Here is a 26,428-nt window from a genome sequence, read left to right on the forward strand (position 1 = left end):
CTCACTCCAAGTCAGTTCATAGATGAAGATCGCGTTAGCCTCTGAAAAATTTCACGCGCTTCTGAAACATCGATCATTTGTATACTCTTCATAAACTCTCTAAGTACGATATGTGTAAAGCCTTCAATAAAGGCCCCGCCTTCAGTCGCATTGTAAAATGTCTCGTTGCTGTTACGCGCTTGTTCCTCAAACCATTTTTTGTAGAGAAGTAAATTACGTGAAGAGACGACGGTTCCTTGGCTATCGAAAGCTAAAACAAGCTCTCCCTTCGCTTCACTTTCCCATCGTTGAAAAAGTGGTGTGCCTTCCACATGAGTCTTATTTTCAGTATAAGCAAGATCTTGGCCAACCAGGCAAATTGGACTCAACCCCAACAACCTAGCAAATGAAAAAAGGGTTGTAGAAACAGAACCTCCAGTTAAAACAAGTGGTTCTTGCCGAAGCACAGCCATCTTCTCAGCAGCTGTTTGACCCTCTTGAAAAAGTATAAATTTAGGACCTTTATAACGCTCAACCACTTCAGGGTAAAGGGTACTTAGGAAAAATAGCGGTATTTCCTGCGTTTCCCAATCTTCCAACTGATCGAGCATTTTAGGCTGAGGATCTATCATAACAATAAAATCAGGACGAATACCATGGCGATACAACAACGGAGCTGCCGTACCAACTGACCCCAGCAGACAATGTTTAGATACCATTGGCAATAAAGGCAACGTTTTAGACAGCGAAGGCCCTGCACTAATAAGAACAGCTGGAACGGAAGGTAGTCCATGAAATGCAGAGATTGACGGCCATGTTTTGCGGGTATTCCGGACGAAGTTGTCCAGAAGTAATGTACGGTTTGCTACTACACTATTCTGATGTAATTGAAAATTTTGCAACAATTCCTTTAAGGATTCCAATTCTTCAGGTATTGTGCGCAGAGAGGGCTCATGAATGATAACGTGTACGCCACCACTTTCCTCCCATGCTTGCACTTGCTCAGAAAAGACTTGTATGTCGTCAGAGACGACAAGCATAAGCCTGGGATCCTCTACTATGCCTTCAAGTACTCCAATCTGCTCCGCATTAAAAAATGCCAATACATTCGTCTCCCACACCTCGATAGGAACGCCAACATTCTCCGTATGCTTCAAAAAGGCTCTTACGTGATGCCCGCAACCTATACCATAAAGTATAATACGCTTCGGATATTCCTCTACGATGTTGCTTAATTGAGCCACAGCGAACCGCTCCGCCTCCATCGCTGGATCGTAACGACTATGAAGATAAATGGGTTGATTACCTTCATTGCTAATTGAAGCCGTCCACATATCATTTTTTGCTTTTTCAAACATGACGTTAGGCATATGCTTCAGGGTGTTCTGTCTCTGAATTCGGTGATTGCTGGCATTCAATGAACGATACCTTGCAATTTACTATCAAAGGATTGCAATAAAGGCTGCATCTCGTACTGTAGAATATCGCATAGAGTGACAAAGTCCTCTTGTTCTAGCGCTGTTCCCAGTTGTTCTATGAGTGGTGCTAGATTGAGATCCCACTCAACAAGTATTTCTGGATTCACTTGTTGTATTCCGTTGATGGCCATCATTAACCAGGCCATTCCATCTAAATAGGCTACCAAAGTATCCACCCAACCGCCTTCATGTGTTTGGATGTCTTGGGCAAGCTTACTAGATGCTGTTTTCAATTTTGGCACGTAATCTTTCATACTCTCCAAGGTTTCAAAGACTATCTCTTGCTGTATCATAAACTTTCCTCTCCTTCTTCCCAATCAGGTATTTCCCATTTTGGTTTAGCATCCAGATATAATTCTTCACTGTCATAACCAAGTTCCAGGACTGCATTACGAATTCCCTTATCGTAAACATCAAGCAATTGTTGTATCCCTTCAATCATATTTTTTAACAAGTAACTTTGAGTTGTTAAGATTAATTGCAGCCTTTCAATAGATGAAACGCGGGAAATTGGATTCATTTTTACATGATAATTTGAAACAAGTGGATTTAAGAAGAAGTTGAGGAATGGATTTTTCAACACATCCTTTACTAAGTGCTCCACGTTACGTAATACCCTACCGGCTTTCATTTTTAAAAGATCAACATGCCCATCAGGATTTAAGACTAACTCGTTCTGCAGCTTCTCGGCTGCATCCAACATCTCTTCAGCCAATAGACTCACACGTTGAATCTCTCCAAACTCATTGTTGAAAAATTCGACCATGCTTCGAAAATTCTCTTTAATATCCTCATCAGAAGGTACAGGTGGGAGATCCGAGAACATCTCGGGAATGGACATAATGGACTCGATACAGTATTTTTCAACAACTTCTTTAAATGGCATTTTTATCGTGCCAGGAATATCAGCACCGCCCTCTGTTGCGTTAATAATAAGAGGTGCCGGCATTACACGAATCAGATGCTCCATCCAAAACAGAAACTGTCTCCATAGCTCTCTTGATTTGATCTTGCCGCCATAATAACCGTCTACATAAACGGTTTTGTTAAAAAAGTCTTTATCTTCCTGTAAACTGTTTTGAATTTGCTTGCGTTGTTCTGCGCTCATCTCCACATCCGAGTGATCTACATAAAAGCTATGTTTGCTGTGAGTTACTCCATCTTCTGAATAAGCGAGATCCTGACCGATAAATATGATCGGATAGCCACCCATATATTGAGCCAAAGAAAAACTTAAATGGGCTACTGAATTTCCGTTATATAACGTCCCCATATCCCCTAGAGCCTGATTCATCAAACGGCAGTGCGTAATGTTCTCCTTAAATACTGGAATCACATATTTATTCCAACTTCGCGGAATTCGCTCATCCATCAACGTCAACCCCAACAAGGCTGTATCTTCTGGGATTTCTACCCCTTTAACACTTAAATCGTACGAATTCGCTCCTCGTTCCAAAATACATACAATATCTGGAGAGATACCATTTTTCAAGAGAACTCGAAATGCCGATTCCGCAGAAATAATTAATGCTTTGCCCTTAACTGTTTTCAAAAGGGGCAGCTGTTTGTCCAATGACGGTCCTGATGCAACACAGATAATAGGTTTCCCTTTGTATTTATCCTTAAGGTCTTTTAAGCGGTGAGATGTTAGGCTTATAGGTACATTATTTAGTTCATTGGTCATACCCATTAACGTATCATCCAAGGAGTTGCCCATTGATGTCATATGTGTGCGAAGATGATTGATAATTTCTTCAATCATCTTTTCGTAGAATTCAGAGTCCCGTCGATAACTGGAAAAAGTACGTAATAGATCTGTCTGAAGAAAATAAAATCCAATCATGGAGCTGATATACGTACTTAGAACGACTGATATTTGTTCCATTAAATCAGTTAGAATAATCACTCGTTGTAATTTACCTTCAAGATACGATGAAAGATCAACCTCTTCTAAAAACTTTTTTACGAGTGCTGTATCTTTTTCTATAATTAAAACCCAAGCTGTTTCGGTTTTATTTTCGAGAATTTGTTTGATGATAGCGGAAGAGCCCATTCCCATCAAAATATAACCAGTATTGTCTAAGTTTACGCCTTCTAAAAATAGCTTTGCTTCATATTGTGGGTCATAAACGCTAGCGGTATAAAATTCATTCCCTTGCTCATCTGCCAATTTAAAAAATATGTCATCACCAACGCGACGAAATTCAATTTTGTCACAATCAATTGTTTCCATTTCTTCAATAAGCCATTGATTATAATCAGATAAAAACTGAATGTTTCTATTAAAATATGTCATATGCTTTCTCCATTTGCAGTAGGCTGTTGTATAAGCAGCACCTGCTCCAATAATTCGTACTTCAATACATCAGCAACGATCAAAAAATCTTTCTTTTCCACTGCTAATAAAATGATTTGTAACAGTTTATTGATTCCTTCGAGTTGAGTTCCTTCTACTTTAGACTTTGAAATAAAATCAGTAATCTGAGAAATTAGTATTTCCAGCTTAATCATGCCAGTTTTGATCTCATAACGATAAAAAGAATAACATATTTGCTCTACTAATTCCTGAAATGCTTCAAGCCTCTCGTACATAATTACCCCCATACGTATTCTCATCGTGTACTTTTTTAAAAAAAGCCAACCTGAGAAAACGGTTGGCTTTTTTCTTTGAATACTCTTGATTCAATTAACGAAGCAATTGAAGCACGCCTTGTGGCAATTGATTTGCTTGTGCCAACATAGCTTGTGAAGCTTGGTTAAGAATGTTGTTTTTAGTGAAGTTCATCATTTCTTTCGCCATATCAACATCGCGGATACGGGATTCTGCAGCCGTCAGGTTTTGGGAAGAAGTACCTAAGTTGTTAATTGTGTGCTCTAAACGGTTTTGGTATGCACCGAGGTTCGCGCGCTCGGTGGAAACCTTGTTGATTGCACTGTTAATTGCTTTGATGATAGAACCAAACGCTGAAGACTTATTTGTACTAAACTTCGAAATTGCACTAAGACCGATCGAGCTGGCACCCATTGTGTTGATGGATAATTTAATTTGTTGACCTGAGTTAGCACCCACTTGGAAGTTAATAGCGGATTTCCCACCACCAGTTATCAGCAGTTTTTTGGTATTGAACTCAGTTTGAGAAGCGATACGGTTGATTTCCTTTTTGAGTTGATACACTTCTGCTCCAAGCTTTGTACGATCAGAAGTAGTGTAAGTATCATTGCTCGCTTGAACAGCCAGCTCACGCATACGCTGTAGGATAGAGTGAGTCTCGCTCAAAGCACCTTCAGCCGTTTGAATCAAGGAGATACCATCTTGAGCATTACGGTTTGCTTGATCAAGACCACGGATTTGACCGCGCATTTTTTCGGAGATTGCAAGACCCGCAGCATCATCGCCTGCACGGTTGATACGCAAACCGGAAGAGAGTTTCTCCATTGCCTTTGCAGTGTTGTTTGTGTTAGTACTCATGTTGTTGTAGGTATTCAGAGCTGGTAAGTTGTGATTGATAATCATTTGTATTTCCTCCTTGAAATTTTGGATTTCCACATCCGTGTGGAGTAGGCTTTTCGCCTTACATTATCTTTATCGGCATTATGCGACAATAAGTGTAGAGCATATTCGAAATAATGTACAATTATTTTTCGGGATTCGGCAAACTTTTTAAGTCACTTAGTTGTATCCTTGGTGTACTAGCCTCTTTATTACTTTGCTGAACTGCTTCATACACTTCTTTACGCATAATATTCACTTCTTTAGGAGCATTAATTCCAATTTTGACTTGTTCTCCATCAATAGCAGAGATCACGATCTCAATATTGTTGTTAATAATAATGGATTGTCCCTTTTTTCTTGTCAAAACCAGCAATGCTAATCACCACTTTCTTCATGGGCATCTTTAAAGAGGGGCTCATTAGTACTATAATTTGATCTTGGAGGCAGTACCACTTGACGAGCTTGCCCACTTGTAGTATTAACCACTATTGGCGCTAATAAATTTGTAGAAGACTTAGTGAATGGCTCCCTTATCGTTACTATAGTAAATGCGGCTACTTCTTCTTCGGAAACAATTCCAAGAGCAGCCTTGTCTTTATCATCAACTTCAAAAGCGTAATCTGAATAAAAGACAAAAGGTATCACTAACAGAAAACCTATATTATCATCTTTTAAACTTTGTAGATAAGCATACGGGCTATCTTCCTCAGCAAAAGAAAATATAAACTCATCATATTCTTCAAAACCTAATATACTTCCATTAAAATGAATAACTTTCTCATGTAAAAGCTGAAGCATTTGTCAATCCTCTCCTAAACACATAATGCTATAGCTTGAGCTATAGCATTAATTAATATTATTCGTATACAAAGTTTCCGGCTCATTCAACCATCTCACCCTATAATTTTATATCAATTTGGGGTGGAATAATCTCCACCTTTGGGTATTGCAACATATAAATATCAAGTTTACCTCGTGTGTAATTAATTTCCGGACGATTCGGATGCGTCTCAACGTTCACTTTACCTTCTTTGACTTGTATATCCAGTTTACCCGGCACATAATGCATAGAGACATTACCAGATGAAGCATCCCCCATAAACTCAAACTCAAAGAACTCCGCGCCTTTTTCCTTAGCAATCTCAGCGATAGCATTACCACCATTTTGAATAGCCGCCATTCGGTTGCCATCTTCAACAATTTTGGCAATGCCCTGCATAACTACTTCATGGGCTCTGGAATAGATGCGACTCATAGTCTCGAGGGCCGGACCATGACCAAGCGCATCCCACGCTTTACTAGAATCAATATAAAGCGCGCCTTTCTCTGCATGAATGTCAATTTCAGGACGTACCGTCGTAATTTCAAAAGTTGCTTGAAGTTGCTTGATATCCTGCTTACCTATATCAGCGTCAATACCCAACTTAGCATACTCCTGGCGTATCTGTATTTGAGGGATAGGCAGCGTCATCGTTTATCTCTCCTAATGAAGAAAATCAACTAAGCTCGTGCTTATGATCTTGGATCCTACGGAAAGAGAAGCATTGTACACATTTTCATCTGTTTTTAAATTCGTAATCACTCCAGGGATATCAGCATCTTCAGCCTTAGACTGCAAGGTTTGAAGATTAGTATTGATATCATCGAGACGAGATTGGGCCAACTGAATCCGATTTTGTCTTGCACCAACATCAGCCCTTGCTTGCAAGAATGCGTCATTACGACTATCCAGATGACCAATGACGGCTCCAATTGCTTGTTGGTTTCCGGAAGCTAACGCCGCAGAAAAATCCTTCATCACCTGAAAAACATTATCCGCTGCTCCAGCTGCTCCAAAAACTTGGTCACCCGTAATATTAGCACCAGTTCGAACCCCAACGCCGATATCGAACTTGATTTCGCCTTGATCAACTTTGTCTGTAGCTGCAGTAGCTATCGAATAAGGTTGCTTATCTGTCATTTGACCATTAAACACATACTTACCATTAAATTGGCTATTCCCAATAGTTACCATCTGTTCATTCAACTGGTCGATTTCTTTTTTAATTGCATCCAAGGCTGACTGAGGGTTCGTCCCGTTAGAAGCCTTAACTGCAAGCTCCCGGACGCGTTGCATCACCGTATTCGCTTGATTCAGTGTAGTATCTGTGTAGTCCAGCCATGATGTAGCAGCGTTAGCATTGCTTTTGTATTGTTCATTAGCTGATGTTTCACTGCGATAGCGTAGCGAGAAACTAATTCCTACTGGATCATCCGAAGGTTTATTTATTTTTCTTCCTGTAGATAATTGATTCTGATTGTCATTCATTCTTACCATGTTGGCATTAATATTGCGAAGTAATTGATTATTCATCATGCCTTGCGTAACTCGAGAAGTCATGAAACAGTCTCACCTCATAATTGTTTAATTAACTCTTCTCACTACCTACCGACTGTTCCCATACTGTTAATGACTTTATCTAACATTTCATCAAAGGTTGTCATTACACGTGCTGAAGCACTGTATGCTTTCTGAAATTTAATCATGTTGGACATTTCTTCATCTAACGAAACTCCACTTACCCCTTGGCGATTGGAGTCGACCTGATCCACTAATGTTTGCTGATTCGTAGCTTGTCGTGTTGCTTCTTGACTTTGGACCCCTAGCTGACCAACAATTGATCGGAAAAACTCGTCGAATGTACCATCTTTTAGTACTGTATTCCCTGCGGTCGTAGGATCAAAACTAACCTTCTTATCTCTAATACCTGCAAGCAACAAAGCCATGTCGTTATTACCCTTCACTACTTTGTCCACTCCATCAGCAGGATCTGTATAGCTTCTGGCTGATGTTGAAATATTAGAGACATCACTGAGAATATCAGGATTAACCGTCACACTGCTGGCATTGAAATCTGTAGCCCCTTGCTTTAGTGTGAAAAAGGGCACTCCTGACTTTAATGGACTTGAGCCCGAGTAACCTAGTTGATGAAGACCGTTAAACCCTTTAACACTGACATTTAAATCATTTGCCAAAGTTCTTTGTTGAATCGTTCCGCTAAAGAGCTGCGGCGTAGTAGTCCCATCCGCATTCACAATCGTCAATGTAGTTCCATTAGGGACTACCATACCCTTAGGCAGCGTAGTTTGAACATCTCCTTGAACCATTGTTTTGAGCATGGAGTCAAATTGAAATCGGTAATTTGCAACATAATTGTCACGTGATTGAATTATTCCGTATACTTCGCCACTGTTCAAATCCCCAGAAGCAGCTGCCGTTTGAAGCGTATCCAACGTTAAAGTACTAGCTACTTGATTTCCACTCACCAATTGGACACTACCCATTTTTACATTGTAGCCACTACTATCTTCGGTATGAGTAATGTTAACTATTTTTGATAAGTTATCCATTAGAAGGTCTCGCTGATCTCTTAAATCATTGGCGCTGTCACCAAGACCCTCAATCCGATAAATATCTTCGTTTAATTTAGCAATTTGAGTAATTGCTGTGTTGGCCTCAGTAGCTTTGATGCCGATATTAGTTGTTAAATCTGTTGATAAATCCTGTAATTGTTTGGACGTTTGGTTAAAGGCATCCGTCATCGCTAAAGCACGTTCTTTGACAAGTACACGGGCAGTTGTATTTTCAGGAGATTTGCTTAGCTCTTGCCAAGCATTCCAAAACCCTTCCACCGTTTGCCGAATTCCTGTATCAGACGGCTCATTAATGATAGCTTCAACTTTATCCAGTGTATCCTTGCGAATGGACCACTCTCCAAGATTCTTGTTTTCATTATGAAATTGGTCGTCCAAAAATTTTTCTCGAATCCTGGTAATTGAACTAAATTCAACACCTTGACCCATTTGACCCGGAACGTTGCTTCGTGACAACCCAGGATATTCAATTGGAATGGATGCAACCATATTGACAACTTGTCTTGAATACCCTTTAGTATTCGCATTCGCGACATTATGACCTGTGGTCGATAAAGCGGCTTGCTGTGCAAACAATCCACGCTTTGCAATCTCTAACCCACCGAAGGTAGACCGCATTGTTCTAAACCCCTTTCGAATTAACAGTGTTATGCTTTTGTGTCAAAAATTCCCGACCTCTTAGTTCCATGAGCCTGCTGATTAGGATTTTGGTATACTACATCATCCTCGGGCGCCCCTAAAACTAGATCAATTGTATAATTAATAAAGGAAAGCGATTGTTCAATTAACTGTTGATTCAAATTGTTGCAATCTTTTATCTCTTTTATCGTTACTAGCAGCTTTTGCTGAGCTCCTGTGAGTGCTTGCTTTTCTTCGGCTTTGAAAATCACCTTAATTAAATCACTGATCGTTACTTTAGGATTAGGATTATACCCTCTCGAAATTAAATATGAACCAATATCCTGTATCCGCTGTTGATTCGCCTCAGCAATTGTTCTAATCCATTTACTTTCTTTATTCACGATTATATTCAATTGGTTGATTTCGTTCTTAACAATAACTTGCGTTTTATCACGAGCTAGGACGAGCAATGCCTCGTGCGCTTCCTGAAGTTTATCCATCGTTTCCAACAAGGGTTGTATTGACATGATCGTCACCTGCTTCTATCTGTTGTATACGTGATATTACTTTAAGTATGGGAGAATCTTCTCCACTAGTTTACCTGCATCTACATGATAAGTCCCTGAAGCCACGGATGATTTCAGCTCTTCAATACGCTTCGCTTGCTCCTCCGTACGAGCGCTCCCTTGAACACCAAGAAGCTCCTTCGCTTCAGCCGAAATCTCTACTTGATCTTTTGGTTTGTCTTTTTTCCCAGTCGTAAAAGCGAACTTAGCGTCACCTGCTTTTTTATATGGGTTTACTGCACCGATCCGTTGATTGTCATTAATTTTCATGCGATAACACTCCTATTGCTAAGACATATAATATAAAAAGCCGATAATCTTTACTACTATTATCGGCATCATACTTATTAAACTTTATATCCCTGCAGACCTATTTAAGGAATAATTAATGTCTATCGTTCAAACGATCTTTGATTTTAAAACTAACTTGACCTTCCTTTGCTTCTTGTTCCGTTCTACGCCGCTCATCCTCAGCATTGTTCCTTACATCCTTAACAAGCTTGCTGCGGCACGATTCACAAATCGTATTCTCACGAATTAAAGTTCCGCACACTTCACACGGATAGGACATATTCGGCGCATGCATAATGGAGATTCTACCTTCACGGATAAATTTAGTGATTTGTTTAACCGCTACCCCTGTTGCCTCGCTTAAATCATTTATGGTAGTACCTTTGTTTTCACGCAGGTATTTCAAGCATTTATCATACTGCTGCTCCAAATCCTTCACACAATTCGGGCAAACCTCAGCAAAGCCCTTTACGAATATTTTCCCACAACGTGGACAATTAGCTACATTCATGCCCATTGTATAGACCCTCCTATTATTCCCAATTACCCAATTATTAATTCCAGTTTACAGCAATTCGACAGCGTTTGCACAATAATATTTTTGACAGATGTGGTGATATTTCCTGCTACCGCGCCCATGTTAGTCCGAATACTTCAGCAGATAAATACTCTCCAAGAACCTTGGCACATTGATTCATGGTGCTTCCTGTCGTATAAACATCATCCACAATATAAATAACGTATGAGGCATTCAGGGATTTTCCCAAATAAGCATGAATTGAATCATTTACCTCAAAAACATGCTCCAAATCGTCCAGCCGTTCACTCCTTTTCTTGAAGCTTTGTTTATCTGTATGCTTGGATCGTTTAAGAAGGGGTATGACAGGAATCCCTATTCTTTGACCTAGTTCTACTGCCATCTGCTCTGCTTGATTAAACCCGCGTTCCAGCATTCTGCGCTCGCTTACAGGCACGAAAGTGATAAGCTCCCTCACAGAATCGGATTCTGAGGGAAAAGTGTCTCTAGCCTTATGTAATAAGTGATACGAATGAACAAGCATTTGTCCGAGGACCGTTTTCAAACGCTCGTCTCCACGATACTTATATCGAGCCAATAATTCCTTCATCGTTTCATCATATCTGACAGCACTGCGGCTTCTTATAAAATAGGAATGCGGCCTCCGTTGACAATCTGAACACAACTCCCCTCGTCCACATGTTGGACAAAGCGCTTCTCGAATCCAGGGAATTCGTGTGTAACATGAATGGCAAAGTCCTAATTCATCAACTCGGAGAGTGCTATTCTGCTTGCAGAGTGAACATTCTTTTCTTAGCGGACTAAGAAGCGAAGCCACCGAACCTATCACTTTTTTAATCAAAATTCTCATATCCAATTGCTGATAGCTCATTCATTTCCCCCTTAATAAATAACCCCGTTTACGCGCGATACGATTCATCTGCTTAATTTGTCGAATGGCCTCCTTTTGAGATTGCGTGATTTCTTTTGCTGCAAAATAGACCTTCCCTGCCGGATCGTCCTGCGACCTACCTGCACGCCCAGCCATCTGAACAAGCGCTGCTTCATCGAATAGCTGCGAGTCAGCATCCATAATGAACACGTCTGACTTGGGAACCGTGACTCCTCGCTCCAAAATCGTTGTTGTGACCAGCACACGGATCTCTCTGTTTCGAAAAAGCTGGACCTTTTCAGTTCGAGCAGGATCCTTTGATGAAGTTCCTTCGACGCAAAGGCTGGATTCATTATTGTCATAGCTTAATTTAACCCTTAGTAGATAAACCATTGGCTCGACCAATTGAATGTTGGGGACAAAAACAAACACCTGTGCGCCTCGTTCCACTGAGGTTACTAACTTTTTAAATAATGATACCGGCAAAGCTTGTGACCGGACTACTCTCCGCAGAGGTGGAACCGAAACCAACTGAGGCACAGGCAATGGGTGCCTATGAAAACGTACCGGAACCCGGGCATGTGGTAATCGCCCCCGCTTTGCAGCTTGCCTAACTGCTCTCGGCGGTGTGGCCGAAAGCAAAATATTCGTTCCATTTGGCTTACAAACTTTAGCCGCCGCATAAGTAAGCATCGGATTGTTATGGTAAGGAAACGCGTCAATCTCATCGATAATGACAAGGTCAAAGGCCTCATGAAAACGGAGCAGCTGATGCGTTGTCGCGATCGTGATCTGCCCTTGCTCCCAACGCTGCTCGCTCCCACCATACAACGTCACCACGCTGTAATCGACAAATGCGCGACCTATTCGTGGTTGCAGCTCCAACACCACATCTTTACGAGGTGTCGCGATAAGTACGCGCCCTCCTCTCGCAACAGTGTGATGGATAAACGGAAAGATCATTTCCGTTTTCCCCGCGCCGGTAACTGCCCAGATCAGAAACCTTCGAGGCGTCCGCGTCCGATCGTTCCTTTCTGCTCGTGATTTTACTCTTGCTCGCACCGACGGTCCGACCTCTGCCATCTTCCCGCTTATATAGCGTAGTCCCTCCAGAGAAGCCCTCGCTTGTGCATCACTCAGCCCCCACGGCTCCAAATAGGTACGAAAATGCTCATATGGAGCACAGCCCTCATGGTCACTTTGTCCCCAAGTAGAGTCCACCACGCCCTTCCCAGCCAGTACTATCTCCTTCGACCGCCCAAGAACAAGCAAAGAACAAAACCGCGACCTCCCCATGGTCAAGCACTCTTCACAATAAGGGCATACTTGTCCGCAATGTAGGCAGTCCGACCAAAACATACGCTCCTCACCACTGCCGCACCGATTGCAGCGATAGGATATCATTTTCCTAAATCCTTTGCGCCAATCTCTGCGCTCCATAATCTCCAGTCCATTCCCCACTTCTAAGTCATCGTTGAGATGACCCAATTGCAAGTAAGATAACCAAGCATCTTCAGTGTGGAGATCTATCCCAGCAGCCTCCAACAGCTGTTGAAATTCCTCAATAAGCAGCGACTTCCCGCTGCAAGCTTCAACAATCTTGGCGTATACCGTGGCATTCAACGGTATTCTTGGAAACATTCCTTGCCTCCACATTTCATAGCGAATCATTTTCATATCTAAATCTTTACCGTTCGATATCTCACATTCTTTTGCTATCAGACGAAAACGTTGCAGCATTCTCCCGTCATCCGTCCCGAACTCGAATGAACGCTCCCCCCGAAGCCTCTCAAGCATCCGCACACCCTGCCCTAATGAAATAAAAGGTTCGAACAGTACGAGGCCGGCGTCGGCTGCGTATTGCTCGAACCAATATTGGATGTCCGTTTGCGAGTGAATCGTTAATCGCCACTCCCATTCTTTCCCCAAACTTACTGCGTAAAGTTGAACCTTCATTCCTCACCGTACTCTCTTTGTAATCTAAGTACTTGAAACCGTTGCCTTCAACCGACATGGATCTTCACAAGATCCTCCCTGCTGCTTAGATGAACGACCGTCACGGGTTCATTATCGTGTTGACGTAAATAGTGGTCAACCGCATCATAATCCGTCTGATATCGCAGCTCTAATGCATGGCTATGGGATAAGCGCTCAATGATTTTCCTCGTATCGTCGGACGATCCTTCATCGAAAACTGTCGCCTTCACTTCATTGCCCTTAAATCGTGAGAAAAAAAACAAAGAGCGAATATACCATTCAATTTGGTTTTGATTATTTTTGGTGACGAGCAGCACATTAGCTGTTTTCTTGCTTCTACCTCTGCGGGTTCCGAGCAATAAATGGAGCACAGCAATGCTGATTCCGTAGCAACCGAAGATCCAAAGCAATCCAATCCACATAGCGGTCCCTCCCTTACCTGCAGTGTATGCTGCAAAGTTAAGGGGGGTTCCTCTCGTAAAATGGAGATTACAACGTTACCCAACCATTTTTAATAGCTATAATAACCGCTTGTGTACGATCATCAACTTCCATTTTTTGGAGGATGCTGCTGACGTGGTTTTTCACCGTTTTTTCACTTATATAGAGAAACTCTCCGATAAGCTTATTGCTCTTACCTTCTGCCATAAGACGAAGAACTTCTGCTTCACGCTTGGTTAGCGGACTATTTGCATTATGTATGTATTTAAGACCAGAATCTTTGACACCTTGACCGGAACCAACTACACCCACATCATCCAAATAGGTCATACGTCTAAGCTGATTAATCAGCTTGCCAGTAACCTTCGGGTGAATATAAGCATGACCTGCCACTACGGAACGAATCGCATTAATAAGCGACTCCGCTTCCATATCCTTCAGCAAATAACCTGAAGCCCCTTTGCGAAGAGTTTCGAACACGTAGCTCTCATCATCATGAATGGATAAAATGATTACTTTGATGTCTGGAAAAATAAGCTTAAGCCGTTCAGTCGCTACAACGCCATTCTCGAGCGGCATATTAATATCCATGAGAACAATATCCGGCGTAATTTGATTACATAGCTCGATAACCTGGATACCATCACCGCACTCACCGATGACTTCCATATCATCTTCCATATTAATAATTCGTTTAACACCTTCGCGAAACAGCTGATGATCGTCCGCAATGACAATATGCACATTGCGTTTATGACTCGCCGTGTTGTCCATTCTTATTTTCCTCCTTGTTCTCTCCAACGCCGCCGATAGGGATTAGCATCGTAATTTTTGTACCTGAATCTTTTTCGGACTCTAGAACCATCGTGCCTTCCAGCAGCTCGACACGCTCACGCATGCCCAGCAAGCCAAAATTATTCCCCTTGGCTATTCTTTGTTCTGTCTGCGGCACGTCGAAACCGATCCCGTTATCTACAACGTAGATTTGCACTTGATCCGGCTCCAGTGTGAGCTCAACAGATAGGAAAGTAGCTTTTGCATGCTTGTTTACGTTTGATAAAGCTTCCTGCACAAGTCGGAAAATAGCAATTTCAAGCCCTGACGGAATGCGAGTCTCCTTGCCTACGAGATTAAACTGTGTGCGAATTCTATACTTATCTTCGAAATCCTGTACATATTTACGCAGTGTGGGAACGATTCCTAGATCATCGAGCGCCATCGGACGGAGGTTGAAGATGATCTTGCGAACTTCTTCAAGCCCCCCTCTGACTTGACCCTTCAAATCTACTAATTCTTCCTTCACCGCGGGAATATCCTCTTTTACAAGCATACGCTGGGCAATTTCGGTTCGAAGCACAACATTCGCCAAGGTTTGAGCCATACCATCGTGAATTTCACGCGCAATACGCTTCCGCTCTTCCTCTTGGGCCAAAATAATCTTCAAACCGAGTAATTGCCTGTTCTTGGCGGATTCGAGTATACGAGTCACCTGATTGAGGTCGCCCGATAAATATTCCAGTACCACATTCATTTGCGATACGATTGTTTCTGCTCGCTCTACCTGCTTGTCCACATTCTTCGTGCGAACTTGTAGATCATTGCGCCGAGTCTTTAGATTATTTTCTTTTTCCCTAGCAATTGTCAGCTGTAATTGAAAAGCAATCGCGGCTTCATAAGCAATCTTGATATCTTCCTCACGGTACTTGTTGAAATCACGACTGACCTCCGTAAGTCGAATACGAGACCGCTTGTAATCCTTCTCCAAATTGTCAACCAGCTCGATGGTAACACTCGTTTCATACTTTATCTCTTCGAGCTCGCGAGTAAGTGACTCTTTTTCCAAACGAGAAGCTTCAGCGATTTCAAACATTTGATACTTGCTGCTCTCCATGACGTTAATTGCGTTTTTAATGACACGATCTATAGCGTCTGGCTGCAAATGAAACGAGCTCCTTTATAAAACAATATTAGAAATTAGTCTACCCCATATTGTATCATAGTTCTACCCGTTTGCCGTGTACTTCTAGCACTATTTATTCGATCGTTATCCCATAATTTTTGGGTTCCCAGCCTACCTTAAAGCCTAATTTCTCTGAAATGAGCCGCAAAGGCACCATCGTCACATTATTCATGATTTTAGGAGACACTTCAGCCGTCACACGATCCCCGTTTACAAGCAGATCAGCATTATCAATCCATAGGTCAATAAGCTTATCGCCTCGTACGACGGTTACCTTCCGCTCTTTGTCATCCCACTTCACATTGCCGCCTAATGCTTCTGTTACGAAACGAATCGGAACCAACGTATTATCATTCACAATCGTCGGAGCTTGCTCCAATGTATAAGATTTATCATTCAACGTCGCTTGTTTCTTATATACATTCAGTTTTATCGTATTTTTCGGCAGAGCGGCTAGCTGTCCTTTGTAAATGAAAGAGATATCATCGATGTTAATTTTCCCTTTGAGTGCTCTTTCATCCTGTCCATTCGCTGGATTAGCGACATATATACTCTTGATCTTGATCGGGAACTTGAGGTCGGACACATCAGCCGTTACCTTGCGCCAGCCTGTCCAGTTCATATTTTCAGTGAAACTCACGTAATTCAGCTTACCATCCGCATCAACAATTTCTGCACGCACCCAGTTAAAGCTTCCGTCACCAAGCACTTTGGCTGTGATGAAATCCGGTTCTCCTTCAATCGGAGCACCATTCATCCCATTGAATCTAGCATAAGCTGCTTTAGTACCTGTTCCTTTTGTAAAATCATACGAAATTTCCAGACTCTTATTGCCGCTAATTGGCACAATGTTAACTGCGGAAACAACCTCTGCCGGATACTTGTCTCCTGTTGTCATAACCGCAAATTTATCAAGATCATACCAAACCTTTTCCTGGCCAATAGGCAGTGTAACCATTGTGCTATAACCATCATATCTCGCAATAACTTGAGCAGCTTGAGAGCCCGAAGCGCTATCCACATGAAGAATACCGTCTTTCAGAGTCCCTTTAATCCCACTTAGCTCCCAAGTCGCTGATGCCGGAGGCAATTCACGTGTTGCGCCACTTCTAGTCGTTACAGATATGGGCAGCTTGAAATCTCCACCTTCTGTAAGTGAAAAGGATCCTGAGTTAAATTTCATGGAAGTTATCTGATCTCTTCCGACAACCTCAACGTCCATGGATGCTGAACCTTTGCCTGACTTGGCAATGATTTGGGTTTTACCAGGTAGTGTCGGTGTAAACACATTATCTTTGAACGCTCCATTCGTCGTGGAACTACTCCACTGTGGAACAATGCCATCTACGGAAATCGGATTATAATAGTCATCATAAGCTTTAAATTGATAAGTGCTGGATTCATTCATGAATAAAATATTTTGACCTTTTAAAATAAGTCCCTTCAACTCGCCCTTCGGTGCCGTTGAATACACACCCACACCATTTACAACGGAACGCTGATTGCCATTCTCTGTTTTATTAACTAGCTTCGGATCAAAATCTCCGAGTGGTCTTGAAACCATCTGGGTCGATCCCCCGCCATCCAGAACCATCCCTCTCCAAACGCCAGCACTAATCATAAACTGCTGAAGCTCTGGAAGCGTCATCCCTGCACTGCCTGCGCTACGATCTGAAGTAATGATATAAGCCGTCTTCATGTCTTTGGAGTAGCCTATTGCCGTTCGGGAACGTGGGCTGTAGCCACTGAAATCTCCAATATTACGTGTAAAATAACTCGGCTTCGCCTCATCCACTAGCAGTGTGCTGCCGCCAATGAGCATCTTAAAATTCTTCCAATCATACGTCTTTGACGCATCATGCGGGACCATATCATATTTGGTAGTGATCTTATCTCCGACTTTGAGGTGATTTACGATAAACTCCCTAGCTAGGCCTGAGCCTCTGAGGATATAGCCATCTGCTGGAGCTACCATTTTAATATTCGTATCTACGGCAATTTCCTTGACTACATCATTCTGTATGAGTGCTTCCGTTGGAACATGGGTTCCATCTACCGCACGCTGCGTTAAAGCCCAAGCATTCGTATAGAGGAAAAGTCCATCTGCGATCATCGCGACATCGTTATCGTCCCAATAATACGTTTTGTTCACACCGCCAAGCTCAAAAGAAGTCCCGTCCTTCGCCGTAACCCTGCCTTGAAAATCAAAAATATCAATAATCGGTTGATTACTCTTCGTAATTGCAAAAGAATAAAGTCCAGATATTTTCGCCGGGGTCGCCATCACCTGACCATTTGTGATTTGTGCGCCTTCCGGAACACCTTCCGCTTGTGTATTGAAGAAATCCCCATTCACACCTGCCACGGCACCGGTATCTTTCACCATCCCCAGAACACTTTGGTTTTTCGTGAACTGATTCTTCGTTCCAGCCATTGCGTCTATCTTCACGTTCGGATTCGTCAAATCAACTTCTACCACATTGGCGTTCACCGAAACGTCCTTATTGCTTCTCGTTGTTGTCCAAATGTAATTCTTCATAATTGCACCAGATGTAATCGTCTCCTGCGAACTAAGTGTCAACGTCGGACCTGCCGCGTTTACCGTAGTCCCCGCAACCAATTGCCATACCAATGCGCAAGCCAGCGCACCCATTCCTACTTGCTTCTGTACCGTCATGTTGCTTTTCCACTCTCCTCTTTCAGTCTAAGACTAGTATCTATCTTTTTGAACGTACTTATATAGACTCATAAACTAGTAAAAAAGTTACGATAGATTGAGAGTTGTATTTATACGTCAAAAATATGACCAAGAACCAGAAAAATAAAAGAGAGCACGACCCTAATCGGATCTGCTCTCTGCTTGCGATGCTTGATATTTTATTTAGACCATTTAAGCTTCGCTTCTTGCTCAATCGACCTAGCGGATAATAGTTCAATAATCGTATGCTGCTGCTCTTGAATAAGCTCCATCCTTTTAACCGTTTCATTGGTTTCCAATACAGCTTGCTTAATTTGAACTTGTTCCAATTCCAATCTGTCTAATCTCTCGATCACTGGAGATAATTCAGCCCTAAGTAACGCGGATAGTGCCTCTTTCAAATCATTATCCAACATCATCACTCCCGATTCATTTACTTAATGCTGTTTTACGATTATACCATATTACTCGAACTTAGAGCATCTTCGGACTATATAAATATTATACCAAATAAAAGGAAATATAGCAAACAAACGTTCTTATTTTATATACGAAAAAGCTGCCCTAATTGGACAGCTCTTCTTTTCCATCTATTCATTTAAACCAATGCTTGTGTTTTCAAAGACTCAGCTTTATCTGTACGCTCCCAAGGAACATCCAGATCATTACGGCCAAAGTGACCATAAGCAGCTGTTTGACGGTAAATTGGACGACGCAGATCAAGCTCTTTAATGATTCCCGCAGGACGAAGGTCAAAATTATTGTGAATCAGCTCAACGAGCTTCTCTTCACTAACTTTACCTGTACCAAAAGTATCCACAGCAATGGACACTGGACGAGCTACACCAATTGCGTAAGCTAATTGAACTTCACATTTTTCAGCAAGGCCAGCTGCTACAATGTTTTTCGCAACATAACGAGCTGCGTACGCACCGGAACGGTCAACTTTCGTTGGATCCTTACCAGAGAATGCGCCGCCGCCGTGACGAGCGTAACCACCGTAAGTATCAACGATGATTTTACGACCTGTCAAACCAGCATCCCCTTGAGGTCCACCAATAACGAAACGGCCAGTCGGGTTAATGAAATAGTTTGTGTTCGCATCCAAGAGGTGAGCTGGAACGATTGGGTTGATAACATGTTCTTTAATATCTTTTTGGATTTGTTCCAACGTAACTTCTTCACCATGCTGTGTGGATACAACAATGGCATCAACACGAACTGGTTTATCATCGACATACTCAACCGTTACTTGTGTTTTACCGTCAGGACGCAGGTATGGAAGAGTTCCATTTTTACGAACTTCGGTCAAACGACGAGCCAATTGATGAGAAATCGAGATTGGAAGAGGCATAAGCTCAGGCGTCTCGTTAACCGCGAATCCGAACATCAGACCTTGGTCACCAGCACCGATTGCTTCAATTTCCTCATCAGACATCGAACCCTCTCTTGCTTCAAGGGCTCTGTTAACACCTTGTGCAATGTCAGGGGATTGCTCATTCAAAGAAACGAGAACCGCACATGTTTGGGAGTCAAAACCATACTTCGCACGCGTGTAACCAATTTCCTTAATTGTTTGTCTAGCGATTGCTTGAATATCAACATATTCAGAGCTTGAAGTAATCTCACCGATTACCAAAACCAAACCAGTTGCTACAGATACCTCACATGCTACACGAGCATTCGGATCATTGGCAAGAAATGCATCCAATACCGAGTCAGAAATTTGGTCACAAATTTTATCCGGATGACCTTCTGTTACGGATTCGGATGTAAATAAACGACGTCCACGTACTTGCGCCATATCATTCATCCTCCTAATATCATTTAGTATGTTTGAAAAGCTTCTACACGATGCCTCTATATGAAAAAAAGTGGGCCCGGCTTTAGCGGCAGCTTTTCACGCCAAACGGAATCCCTCTTTTGCGCTCAAGCGCTGACAAGATCCTTGAATTCCGCAATGGTAAAAATAAGAATCAAACAGTAATCCATAAATAAAGACAACAAAAAAATGAACCTTTCCCGATTGGAAAAGGTTAAATTAAATATTGACCTTCAATTAGTTATCTTACGTCATTTGTCGTCTAGTGTCAATGCAGTAAACCGTGAAGAAATTATGAATAATTCAACAAAATACATAAAGTTCTATAAAGAAAATAGCGCTTCTTCTGCCTTCTGAATCAGTCTTTTAGTAATCGTTCCTCCTACAGCTCCCGCATCTCTCGAAGAGATATGTCCCCAGTAGTCTTCCTTCATTGAAGAGGAGGGAATCGATCCCAATTCCGTAGCAAATTCTGTATCCGCATGAAGCGACATTTGCTTACCAACAGGCAAACCTAATTCAGCAGCAATCTCATACTTTAGAATATCCAAAGCCTTTTTCGATTCTGGAACCACTTTATTATTGTTTCTAGCCATAACAAACGCCTCCTTAGAGTTTTTGTTGTGATTACGACACTCCATAAGCAATTGCCGATGATGTGAGTACATCACTAGTATGGCTAGATTCCTGAAGTCGAACCGCATAAGAACTTGTTAGTTTGGGTAAAATTATGGAGAAGACTTTTATTGAAATATATGCATTATTTAGTGCAGCAATACGAAAAAAACTTTATTGAGCAGCCTTACTTCCGTCGGCATTCAGCAATAAATAGCTTCCTCGTACCATGACAAAAATGTCCGCCGTATTTTTCGGCGATGACTTAATACCGCGGCCTTCGGCCGGGAAAATCAAAAGATGATTCAGCGCGACTTCTGTCCCCGCTGGCAGATCTTTGCCTCCCGTAACATCCGGGATGCCATTTTCATCGTTGCTCACGGCGAGTACCTTGCCTGTTCGCACGATAAACTCGGCGCCAGCACCGGAGTAAAGCGTTTGTCCATTTTGCAATTGGACAACCTTCATTGACGCTGGCGTGGAAGAGCCCGTGCCTCCGTTGCTCCCGCTAGGCTGGCCTGCGCCAGCATTGGCCGCGATCGCGGAGGCGACAAGCTCCTTCACCTTTGCTTCGCTTAAGGTGTTCTGATCGAAGTAGCTCTTTGTGATCACCGGGTCGGTGGACGAGCCTGGAGTTGGGGCTTCGGCTTGGGCAGGGTTAATAATTAAATTTAAAAAGAAAATCAAAGCAATAGCAAAAATAAATATTTTAGTATTTCTATACAAGGTTGCTTCAACTCCAATATATGTGTATATAAGCAAAGAAGACCCCGAAGGGTCTTCTGGATAGATTAGAGATTAGTTTTTAGTAACAACAGTTGTTGCAACTTTGCCGTTTGCAGAGATTGCTTTGATAACAAACTCATCAACAGTTCCTGGAATTGTAAGCAATCCAGTAGTATTGTTAATTGTTACTGATCCAGTACCTTTAACATCAGAGATCACGTATTGAACACCATAGAATGTGTTGTAAGCTTGAGTATTGTCATAGTTCGCAAACTCAATACCATAGTTATCAACAACTTTAGTTTCAATAAGATCTTTAACAATCAAGGATGCTGCGCCTGTGTATTTCACATTAGCTTTAGCCGTAAGCGTTGCTACAGCTAATGCATCAGCTTTAACATTCACATCATAAGTGAATGATTGGCTCTCACCGTTTGCTTTCTCGATTACAGCAGTAATTGTAGCTTTACCAGCTTTTTTACCAACTACTTTAGCATCAGTTCCAGCGATACCAGCTTGAGCAACACTTGGATCCGAAGAGAACACACTTAAGAATTTCTTAACAGGTACAGCTACTGTGTCTCCCGACTTATCTTTCACTGTTACGCCAGCTTTTTTAGCAAAGCTACTGTTATATGTGTTGAAAGTAACACTGTCAGATGTACTAACAGAAGCAGTTCCATAAAGATCACTAATTGTGTTAGCAGAATAAGTTAAATCTGAATTTGCAATAACTTCAACAGATCTTTCGAAAGTTTTCAGTTCAGCAGTACCTTTTTTCAAGGTTACTTTAACTTTACCACTGCCACCAACAGCTTTACCTTTAAAAGTAATTGTATCGTCATTGATGTTAGCAAATTGAGTATTGGTAATTGTTGGTTGATCACCGTCAGCTAGTGGTTGTGGAACAGCTGGAACAGATGCATCAAGATTCCATCCTGCTATTGTTACATCAGTATAAGTAGAACCACTTACTGTCACAACAACGCTATAATCTGTTTTTGTTGTAGTGTCCAAAGTTTCGCCATATTGGTCTTTAACCAATACCTTAAATGTTGTTGTTGCTCCCACTAGTGCTTTTTTAGTTGAATCATCACCAGTCAACACAATAGTTTCAGGCACACGAGTTGCTTGTGCAGTCAATGTGAGTTGAGCTTGTGTTTGGATGTTAGAGTTGTAAATGGAAGCAAAGAAGTAAACAATACCTTTTTCACCAGCATTTACGCTAGTAATTTTAAGTTTACCTTTGTTCTCGCCATATCTTACAATTCCATTAGCAGTGACTGTTGAATCAGATGCAACAACTGCGCCTGTTACACTAAAAGTAATCAAACTAGCGGAATCAACAATTTCATCAGCAGTCAATTGTTTACCGTCTGCATCATAAGCATTGATTGGGATGTACTGATCTTTAACTTCACCAGCAGCTAATGTTCCACCGAAAGAACCGAATTCCAATTTTGCAGGAACTGCAGAAGCTTTCAAAGAAATCTTAGCTGTTGCAGAAGCTCCACCTTCATAATAAGTAACCGTCGTCTCAACTGACTTCTCAACCTTTTTACCAGTAGCAACTGTAATAGCAAGTTTCTTATCTGTAAAATTGAAAGTTTTAGTTAAGATGCTAAGATCATTAGGCGTTAATACTGGTTGTGGTACAGTAGCAGGAATGTCAGTTGTAATAACATCACCATATTGGTCATATCTTGTGATACTAAATTCAACTTTATCTCCTTCTTTGGAGATTGCAGTTTTACCAGTTGCATAAGTTGGTGTTCCTAGTTCAACTTTGGAAACAACTTGGTTGTAACCGATTTTGAACGTCTTTTGAGCGTATACAGAAGATTGATTCAAGCTTACAGTGATCGGCAATACGCCAATTTCAGTTGGGTACAATGTATTGCTTGAAGTATCTACTCCAATTTCTAACAAACCTGTGTCTGCATTACGTTTAGGAGTAACAGTCGAACCTGCAACGTTAGCAGTGTAATCTGTACCACTAACTGTAGCAACTTCACCGTATTGGTTTTCTGGTTTTACTTTAATAGTAATTTCCTTACCAGATTCACTTTTAGCAACTTTGTCACCAGCATTTACGAAGCTGATTTTAGTTACTTTTTCGTTTTCAGCTGTGAAAGTACCTGCAGTTTTATCAACAGTTGCTGCATCAAGACCAGCAAGAGTTACTGTGTAGTTACCTTCAGTTACTTTAACATCAGTCAAAGTAAGAACAGCGGATTTTTTATCAGCCGCAAATACAGCAGTAGTTTTAACAGCAACAGTTCCTCTTGTCAGAGCCAAAGTAGCTTTAGTATCGTCTACTGGTTTGCTGAATGTTACTGTTACTGATTTAACACCAGTAGCTTTAGCTTCAGTAACGGATACTTTACCTGGGGATACATATTGAGCTTTAGCTTCGTATGCACCAGTCAAAAGTAGGTCGCGAGTTGCGTTACCTTGACCACCGAATTTACCATCAGCGCCAGCAGGAAGAAGTTTCAATTCAAGAGCCAATGCTACATAGCCTTGTGCCCAACCAGAAACAGTTGTATCAGTACCTGTTTTTGCTTTTGCATCAGCATCTTTACCCAGTACGCGAACCAAGAAAGTAGCAAGTTGTTCTTTAGTCACTTTACCAGCTGGGTTGTAAGTGCCTTCGCCGTAACCATCAGTGATACCAGCAGTTTTCAAAGCTTCGATGTAAGGAAGAGCGTAGCCGTTAGCTGCGTCATCAGCTTTAACATCGGAGAAGCTGGAAGTTTTCAAATCTTTCTTAACTTCAACACCAGTGATCAAAGCTGCAACTTTCGCGAATTGAGCACGGTTCATTTCTTCTTTCAGACCGAAAGTAGTTTCGCTTGTACCATCGAAGATACCTGCGCTGATAAGTGCATCAAATTTTGCTTTTGTAGCTGCGTCAAGATCTTTAAGATCTGTGAAATCAGCAGATGTTTTACCGAATGCTACGGAAGAAAACATGGATAATGCCATTGCTGTAGAGAGAATTACGGATAAACTTTTTTTCATAACCTTTTTTTCTCCTCCTTGAATATCTTTGGTTTTATTTTTTAGGTTGAATCTAACAATATTTGAGCTCGATTTACTCATTGTTTGGTTCACCCCCTTTCCAGAGTTAGAGCATAATATAACTAAGTTCGCGTGCAGCTCTAGTGGCTACATTGGAAACTAGTAAACTTAAAGTAGGAAAATAGACACCCACACCAATTTACATTATACAATGGTCGATTAGCGTCGTAAAGAATTATTTTATAGAGTATTCCAGGTATACATTTATTTGTATGTATATCTTTTCTCTTTAACTGTTTCAAAGTATTAAACGCGTTCATTTTTAAAAAGTTGCGTTTTTTGAAAAAAACTTTTTTTATTTATGGTTTCATATCAAATATGCTGAGTAATAAACGAAAAAGAGACCCTCGCGGGTCTCTTCCGTTTCAAAAATTAGTTTTTCGTAACCACTGTTGTTGCTACTTTACCATTTGCAGTAATTGCTTTTACTACAAACTCATTCACGAATTTGTTTTGTCCAGCATTCTCTGTGATTACAAATTGACCAGCGCCGTTTATTGTTACTGTACCGCCACCTTTAACATCGGAAATCACATACTGCACGCCGAAGAATTTATTGTAGTCTGTTGTGTTATCGAATTTCTCATACTCAACACCATAGTTATCTACAACTTTTGTTTCGATCAGTGTTCCTACAGCAAGCGATGCTGCGCCAGTGTATTTCACTGTGGAATCTGTAGTTAATGTGCTTACCGCTGGAGCGTCTGCTTTTACATTAACTTCGTAGTTAAACTCTTGTGTTTCATTGTTAGCTTTCACTAATACAGCTGTAATTGTAGCTTTACCTGCTTTATGACCAAGCACTTTACCATCTGTTCCAACAAGACCCGCCTCGATTACACTTGGATCAGAAGAGTATAATCCTGTGAATGCTTTCGTTGGAACCGCAACTGTATCGCCAGATTTATCTGTTACAGTTACATCCAACTTCTTAGCAAAGCTTCCTGCTAGTGTATTGAATGGCGCTACTTTAGAAGCATCCATAGTATCTACGGCATAGACATCACTTACTGGTTTAGCTGTGTACGTCAAATCTGTACCGTTAATTACTTCAACTGTTCTTTCGAATGTTTTCAGTTCAGTTGAATCTTTTTTCAATACAACTGTAACTGTTGCTTTGCCAGGACCAGCATTGTTTGCTGTGAACAAGATTTCTTTATCATTTAAGTCAGCAAAGTTTGTGTTTGCAATCGTTTTTGTTCCATCAGCTAGTGCAACACCATTTAAGGTTACATTTGCATATGTCGAGCCACTTACTGTCAGATCAACAGAGTATCCAGCGGATGCTGCATCAAGTGTTTCACCGTACTGATCTTTCACAAGTACTTTAAAGGATGTTGTTGCACCTTCAAGAGCTTTCTTAGAAGCATCGTCACCTGTTAGAACAACCGTCTCAGGTGTGCGAACACTTTGTACATTCAAGGACAATTGAGCTTGCGTTTGAATGTTAGAGTTGTAGATGGACATGAACAGGTAAACGATACCTTTGTCACCAGCTGTTACACTAGTTAATTTCAATTGGCCTTTGTGCTCACCATATCTCACGATACCGTTTGTTACCGTGGAGTCAGTTGCAATTGTAGCACCTGTGACGTTCATGGAAATCATATTAGCAGCGTCTACGACTTCATCTGCTGTCAATTGTTTGCCGTCTGCATCATAAGCGTTAACCGGGATATACTGATCTTTCGTTTCACCAGCGGCTAGTGTTCCTCCGAAAGAACCGAACTCCAATTTCGCTGGAACTGCGGATGCTTTCAAAGAGATTTTTGCCGTTGCAGATGCGCCACCTTCATAGTAAGTTACTGTGTATTCAGCGGACTTCTCTACTTTTTTGTTAGCATCTACTGTTAT

The 26,428-nt window shown here is 41.5% G+C and carries 25 protein-coding genes; all 25 read right to left on the bottom strand.

The window, feature by feature from the left end; translation table 11 throughout:
* Positions 1-11 precede the first annotated feature (11 nt).
* Positions 12-1,082 (bottom strand): motility associated factor glycosyltransferase family protein, encoded by a 1,071-nt coding sequence (locus G519_RS0112080; protein WP_161632918.1) that lies wholly within the window; start codon positions 1,080-1,082, stop codon positions 12-14.
* A 311-nt stretch (positions 1,083-1,393) separates the two neighbouring features.
* Complete coding sequence (locus G519_RS0112085) at positions 1,394-1,750, bottom strand: hypothetical protein (RefSeq protein WP_029194912.1); 357 nt, start codon at positions 1,748-1,750, stop codon at positions 1,394-1,396.
* On the bottom strand, positions 1,747-3,753 hold the full coding sequence (locus G519_RS0112090) for a motility associated factor glycosyltransferase family protein (protein ID WP_029194913.1): 2,007 nt from the start codon (positions 3,751-3,753) through the stop codon (positions 1,747-1,749). The genes G519_RS0112085 and G519_RS0112090 overlap by 4 nt, the downstream gene beginning before the upstream one ends.
* Complete coding sequence (locus G519_RS0112095; RefSeq protein WP_127527827.1) at positions 3,750-4,061, bottom strand: hypothetical protein; 312 nt, start codon at positions 4,059-4,061, stop codon at positions 3,750-3,752. Before G519_RS0112095 ends, G519_RS0112090 begins: the two co-directional genes overlap by 4 nt.
* An 82-nt stretch (positions 4,062-4,143) precedes the next feature.
* Positions 4,144-4,971, bottom strand: a complete 828-nt coding sequence (gene hag, locus G519_RS0112100; RefSeq protein ID WP_029194915.1) for a flagellin Hag — start codon at positions 4,969-4,971, stop codon at positions 4,144-4,146.
* A 121-nt stretch (positions 4,972-5,092) separates the two neighbouring features.
* The gene (csrA, locus tag G519_RS0112105; protein ID WP_029194916.1) at positions 5,093-5,323 is read right to left on the bottom strand and encodes a carbon storage regulator CsrA; all 231 of its coding nucleotides are present in this window, start codon (positions 5,321-5,323) and stop codon (positions 5,093-5,095) included.
* Positions 5,324-5,325: 2 nt separating this feature from the next.
* A complete protein-coding gene (fliW, locus tag G519_RS0112110; protein ID WP_029194917.1) occupies positions 5,326-5,748 on the bottom strand; it encodes a flagellar assembly protein FliW in 423 nt (140 codons plus the stop codon).
* A gap of 100 nt (positions 5,749-5,848) precedes the next feature.
* Positions 5,849-6,421: a DUF6470 family protein gene (locus G519_RS0112115; protein WP_029194918.1), complete on the bottom strand. Its 573-nt coding sequence runs from the start codon at positions 6,419-6,421 to the stop codon at positions 5,849-5,851.
* 12 nt (positions 6,422-6,433) lie between these two features.
* Positions 6,434-7,330 carry a flagellar hook-associated protein FlgL gene (gene flgL / locus G519_RS0112120; protein WP_029194919.1) on the bottom strand — a complete coding sequence of 299 codons (897 nt, stop codon included), beginning with the start codon at positions 7,328-7,330 and terminating at the stop codon, positions 6,434-6,436.
* Between the two features lie 41 nt (positions 7,331-7,371).
* The gene (gene flgK, locus G519_RS0112125; protein ID WP_029194920.1) at positions 7,372-8,982 is read right to left on the bottom strand and encodes a flagellar hook-associated protein FlgK; all 1,611 of its coding nucleotides are present in this window, start codon (positions 8,980-8,982) and stop codon (positions 7,372-7,374) included.
* Positions 8,983-9,011: 29 nt separating this feature from the next.
* Positions 9,012-9,512: a flagellar protein FlgN gene (locus tag G519_RS0112130; protein WP_029194921.1), complete on the bottom strand. Its 501-nt coding sequence runs from the start codon at positions 9,510-9,512 to the stop codon at positions 9,012-9,014.
* A 36-nt stretch (positions 9,513-9,548) separates the two neighbouring features.
* On the bottom strand, positions 9,549-9,821 hold the full coding sequence (gene flgM, locus G519_RS0112135) for a flagellar biosynthesis anti-sigma factor FlgM (protein ID WP_029194922.1): 273 nt from the start codon (positions 9,819-9,821) through the stop codon (positions 9,549-9,551).
* A 115-nt stretch (positions 9,822-9,936) separates the two neighbouring features.
* Positions 9,937-10,359, bottom strand: a complete 423-nt coding sequence (locus tag G519_RS0112140; protein ID WP_029194923.1) for a TIGR03826 family flagellar region protein — start codon at positions 10,357-10,359, stop codon at positions 9,937-9,939.
* A gap of 109 nt (positions 10,360-10,468) precedes the next feature.
* The gene (locus tag G519_RS50140; protein ID WP_127527825.1) at positions 10,469-10,969 is read right to left on the bottom strand and encodes a ComF family protein; all 501 of its coding nucleotides are present in this window, start codon (positions 10,967-10,969) and stop codon (positions 10,469-10,471) included.
* Positions 10,970-11,251: 282 nt separating this feature from the next.
* Positions 11,252-13,207, bottom strand: a complete 1,956-nt coding sequence (locus G519_RS42760) for a DEAD/DEAH box helicase (protein ID WP_036632763.1) — start codon at positions 13,205-13,207, stop codon at positions 11,252-11,254.
* Positions 13,208-13,254: 47 nt separating this feature from the next.
* Positions 13,255-13,650 (bottom strand): hypothetical protein, encoded by a 396-nt coding sequence (locus G519_RS0112155; protein WP_029194925.1) that lies wholly within the window; start codon positions 13,648-13,650, stop codon positions 13,255-13,257.
* A 67-nt stretch (positions 13,651-13,717) separates the two neighbouring features.
* Entirely contained in the window at positions 13,718-14,443 is a 726-nt protein-coding gene (locus G519_RS0112160) for a response regulator (RefSeq protein ID WP_029194926.1), read from the bottom strand.
* Entirely contained in the window at positions 14,421-15,608 is a 1,188-nt protein-coding gene (locus tag G519_RS0112165; protein WP_029194927.1) for a sensor histidine kinase, read from the bottom strand. The genes G519_RS0112160 and G519_RS0112165 overlap by 23 nt, the downstream gene beginning before the upstream one ends.
* Before the next feature lie 94 nt (positions 15,609-15,702).
* A complete protein-coding gene (locus tag G519_RS0112170) occupies positions 15,703-18,306 on the bottom strand; it encodes a stalk domain-containing protein (protein ID WP_029194928.1) in 2,604 nt (867 codons plus the stop codon).
* Between the two features lie 200 nt (positions 18,307-18,506).
* Positions 18,507-18,746 carry a hypothetical protein gene (locus G519_RS0112175; protein WP_244280097.1) on the bottom strand — a complete coding sequence of 80 codons (240 nt, stop codon included), beginning with the start codon at positions 18,744-18,746 and terminating at the stop codon, positions 18,507-18,509.
* A gap of 179 nt (positions 18,747-18,925) precedes the next feature.
* Positions 18,926-20,131, bottom strand: coding sequence for a methionine adenosyltransferase (gene metK, locus G519_RS0112180; protein ID WP_029194930.1), 1,206 nt, complete (start codon positions 20,129-20,131; stop codon positions 18,926-18,928).
* Between the two features lie 341 nt (positions 20,132-20,472).
* Positions 20,473-20,745 carry an alpha/beta-type small acid-soluble spore protein gene (locus G519_RS0112185; protein ID WP_029194931.1) on the bottom strand — a complete coding sequence of 91 codons (273 nt, stop codon included), beginning with the start codon at positions 20,743-20,745 and terminating at the stop codon, positions 20,473-20,475.
* Between the two features lie 193 nt (positions 20,746-20,938).
* On the bottom strand, positions 20,939-21,490 hold the full coding sequence (locus G519_RS0112190) for a hypothetical protein (RefSeq protein ID WP_244280098.1): 552 nt from the start codon (positions 21,488-21,490) through the stop codon (positions 20,939-20,941).
* A gap of 72 nt (positions 21,491-21,562) precedes the next feature.
* The gene (locus G519_RS0112195) at positions 21,563-24,595 is read right to left on the bottom strand and encodes an S-layer homology domain-containing protein (protein ID WP_051253340.1); all 3,033 of its coding nucleotides are present in this window, start codon (positions 24,593-24,595) and stop codon (positions 21,563-21,565) included.
* A gap of 351 nt (positions 24,596-24,946) precedes the next feature.
* On the bottom strand, positions 24,947-26,428 hold a 1,482-nt coding region (locus G519_RS51045), incomplete at its 5' end, for a hypothetical protein (protein WP_029194934.1).

It is taken from the genome of Paenibacillus alginolyticus DSM 5050 = NBRC 15375 (genome assembly GCF_000422905.1).
In the GTDB taxonomy this organism is placed as follows: domain Bacteria; phylum Bacillota; class Bacilli; order Paenibacillales; family NBRC-103111; genus Paenibacillus_E; species Paenibacillus_E alginolyticus.

Bases quoted from the DNA above. Each gene is read 5' to 3' on its own strand.
- G519_RS0112130 (WP_029194921.1), bottom strand. From the start codon at position 9,512: ATGTCAATACAACCCTTGTTGGAAACGATGGATAAACTTCAGGAAGCG.
- G519_RS0112170 (WP_029194928.1), bottom strand. From the start codon at position 18,306: ATGACGGTACAGAAGCAAGTAGGAATGGGTGCGCTGGCTTGCGCATTG.
- flgL (WP_029194919.1), bottom strand. From the start codon at position 7,330: ATGACTTCTCGAGTTACGCAAGGCATGATGAATAATCAATTACTTCGC.
- G519_RS0112090 (WP_029194913.1), bottom strand. From the start codon at position 3,753: ATGACATATTTTAATAGAAACATTCAGTTTTTATCTGATTATAATCAA.
- hag (WP_029194915.1), bottom strand. From the start codon at position 4,971: ATGATTATCAATCACAACTTACCAGCTCTGAATACCTACAACAACATG.
- G519_RS0112185 (WP_029194931.1), bottom strand. From the start codon at position 20,745: ATGGCTAGAAACAATAATAAAGTGGTTCCAGAATCGAAAAAGGCTTTG.
- G519_RS0112155 (WP_029194925.1), bottom strand. From the start codon at position 13,650: ATGTGGATTGGATTGCTTTGGATCTTCGGTTGCTACGGAATCAGCATT.
- G519_RS0112175 (WP_244280097.1), bottom strand. From the start codon at position 18,746: ATGATGTTGGATAATGATTTGAAAGAGGCACTATCCGCGTTACTTAGG.
- G519_RS0112195 (WP_051253340.1), bottom strand. From the start codon at position 24,595: ATGAGTAAATCGAGCTCAAATATTGTTAGATTCAACCTAAAAAATAAA.
- G519_RS0112160 (WP_029194926.1), bottom strand. From the start codon at position 14,443: ATGGACAACACGGCGAGTCATAAACGCAATGTGCATATTGTCATTGCG.
- G519_RS50140 (WP_127527825.1), bottom strand. From the start codon at position 10,969: ATGAAGGAATTATTGGCTCGATATAAGTATCGTGGAGACGAGCGTTTG.
- G519_RS42760 (WP_036632763.1), bottom strand. From the start codon at position 13,207: ATGAAGGTTCAACTTTACGCAGTAAGTTTGGGGAAAGAATGGGAGTGG.
- flgK (WP_029194920.1), bottom strand. From the start codon at position 8,982: ATGCGGTCTACCTTCGGTGGGTTAGAGATTGCAAAGCGTGGATTGTTT.
- G519_RS0112115 (WP_029194918.1), bottom strand. From the start codon at position 6,421: ATGACGCTGCCTATCCCTCAAATACAGATACGCCAGGAGTATGCTAAG.
- G519_RS0112140 (WP_029194923.1), bottom strand. From the start codon at position 10,359: ATGGGCATGAATGTAGCTAATTGTCCACGTTGTGGGAAAATATTCGTA.
- fliW (WP_029194917.1), bottom strand. From the start codon at position 5,748: ATGCTTCAGCTTTTACATGAGAAAGTTATTCATTTTAATGGAAGTATA.
- flgM (WP_029194922.1), bottom strand. From the start codon at position 9,821: ATGAAAATTAATGACAATCAACGGATCGGTGCAGTAAACCCATATAAA.
- G519_RS0112095 (WP_127527827.1), bottom strand. From the start codon at position 4,061: ATGGGGGTAATTATGTACGAGAGGCTTGAAGCATTTCAGGAATTAGTA.
- metK (WP_029194930.1), bottom strand. From the start codon at position 20,131: ATGGCGCAAGTACGTGGACGTCGTTTATTTACATCCGAATCCGTAACA.
- G519_RS0112085 (WP_029194912.1), bottom strand. From the start codon at position 1,750: ATGATACAGCAAGAGATAGTCTTTGAAACCTTGGAGAGTATGAAAGAT.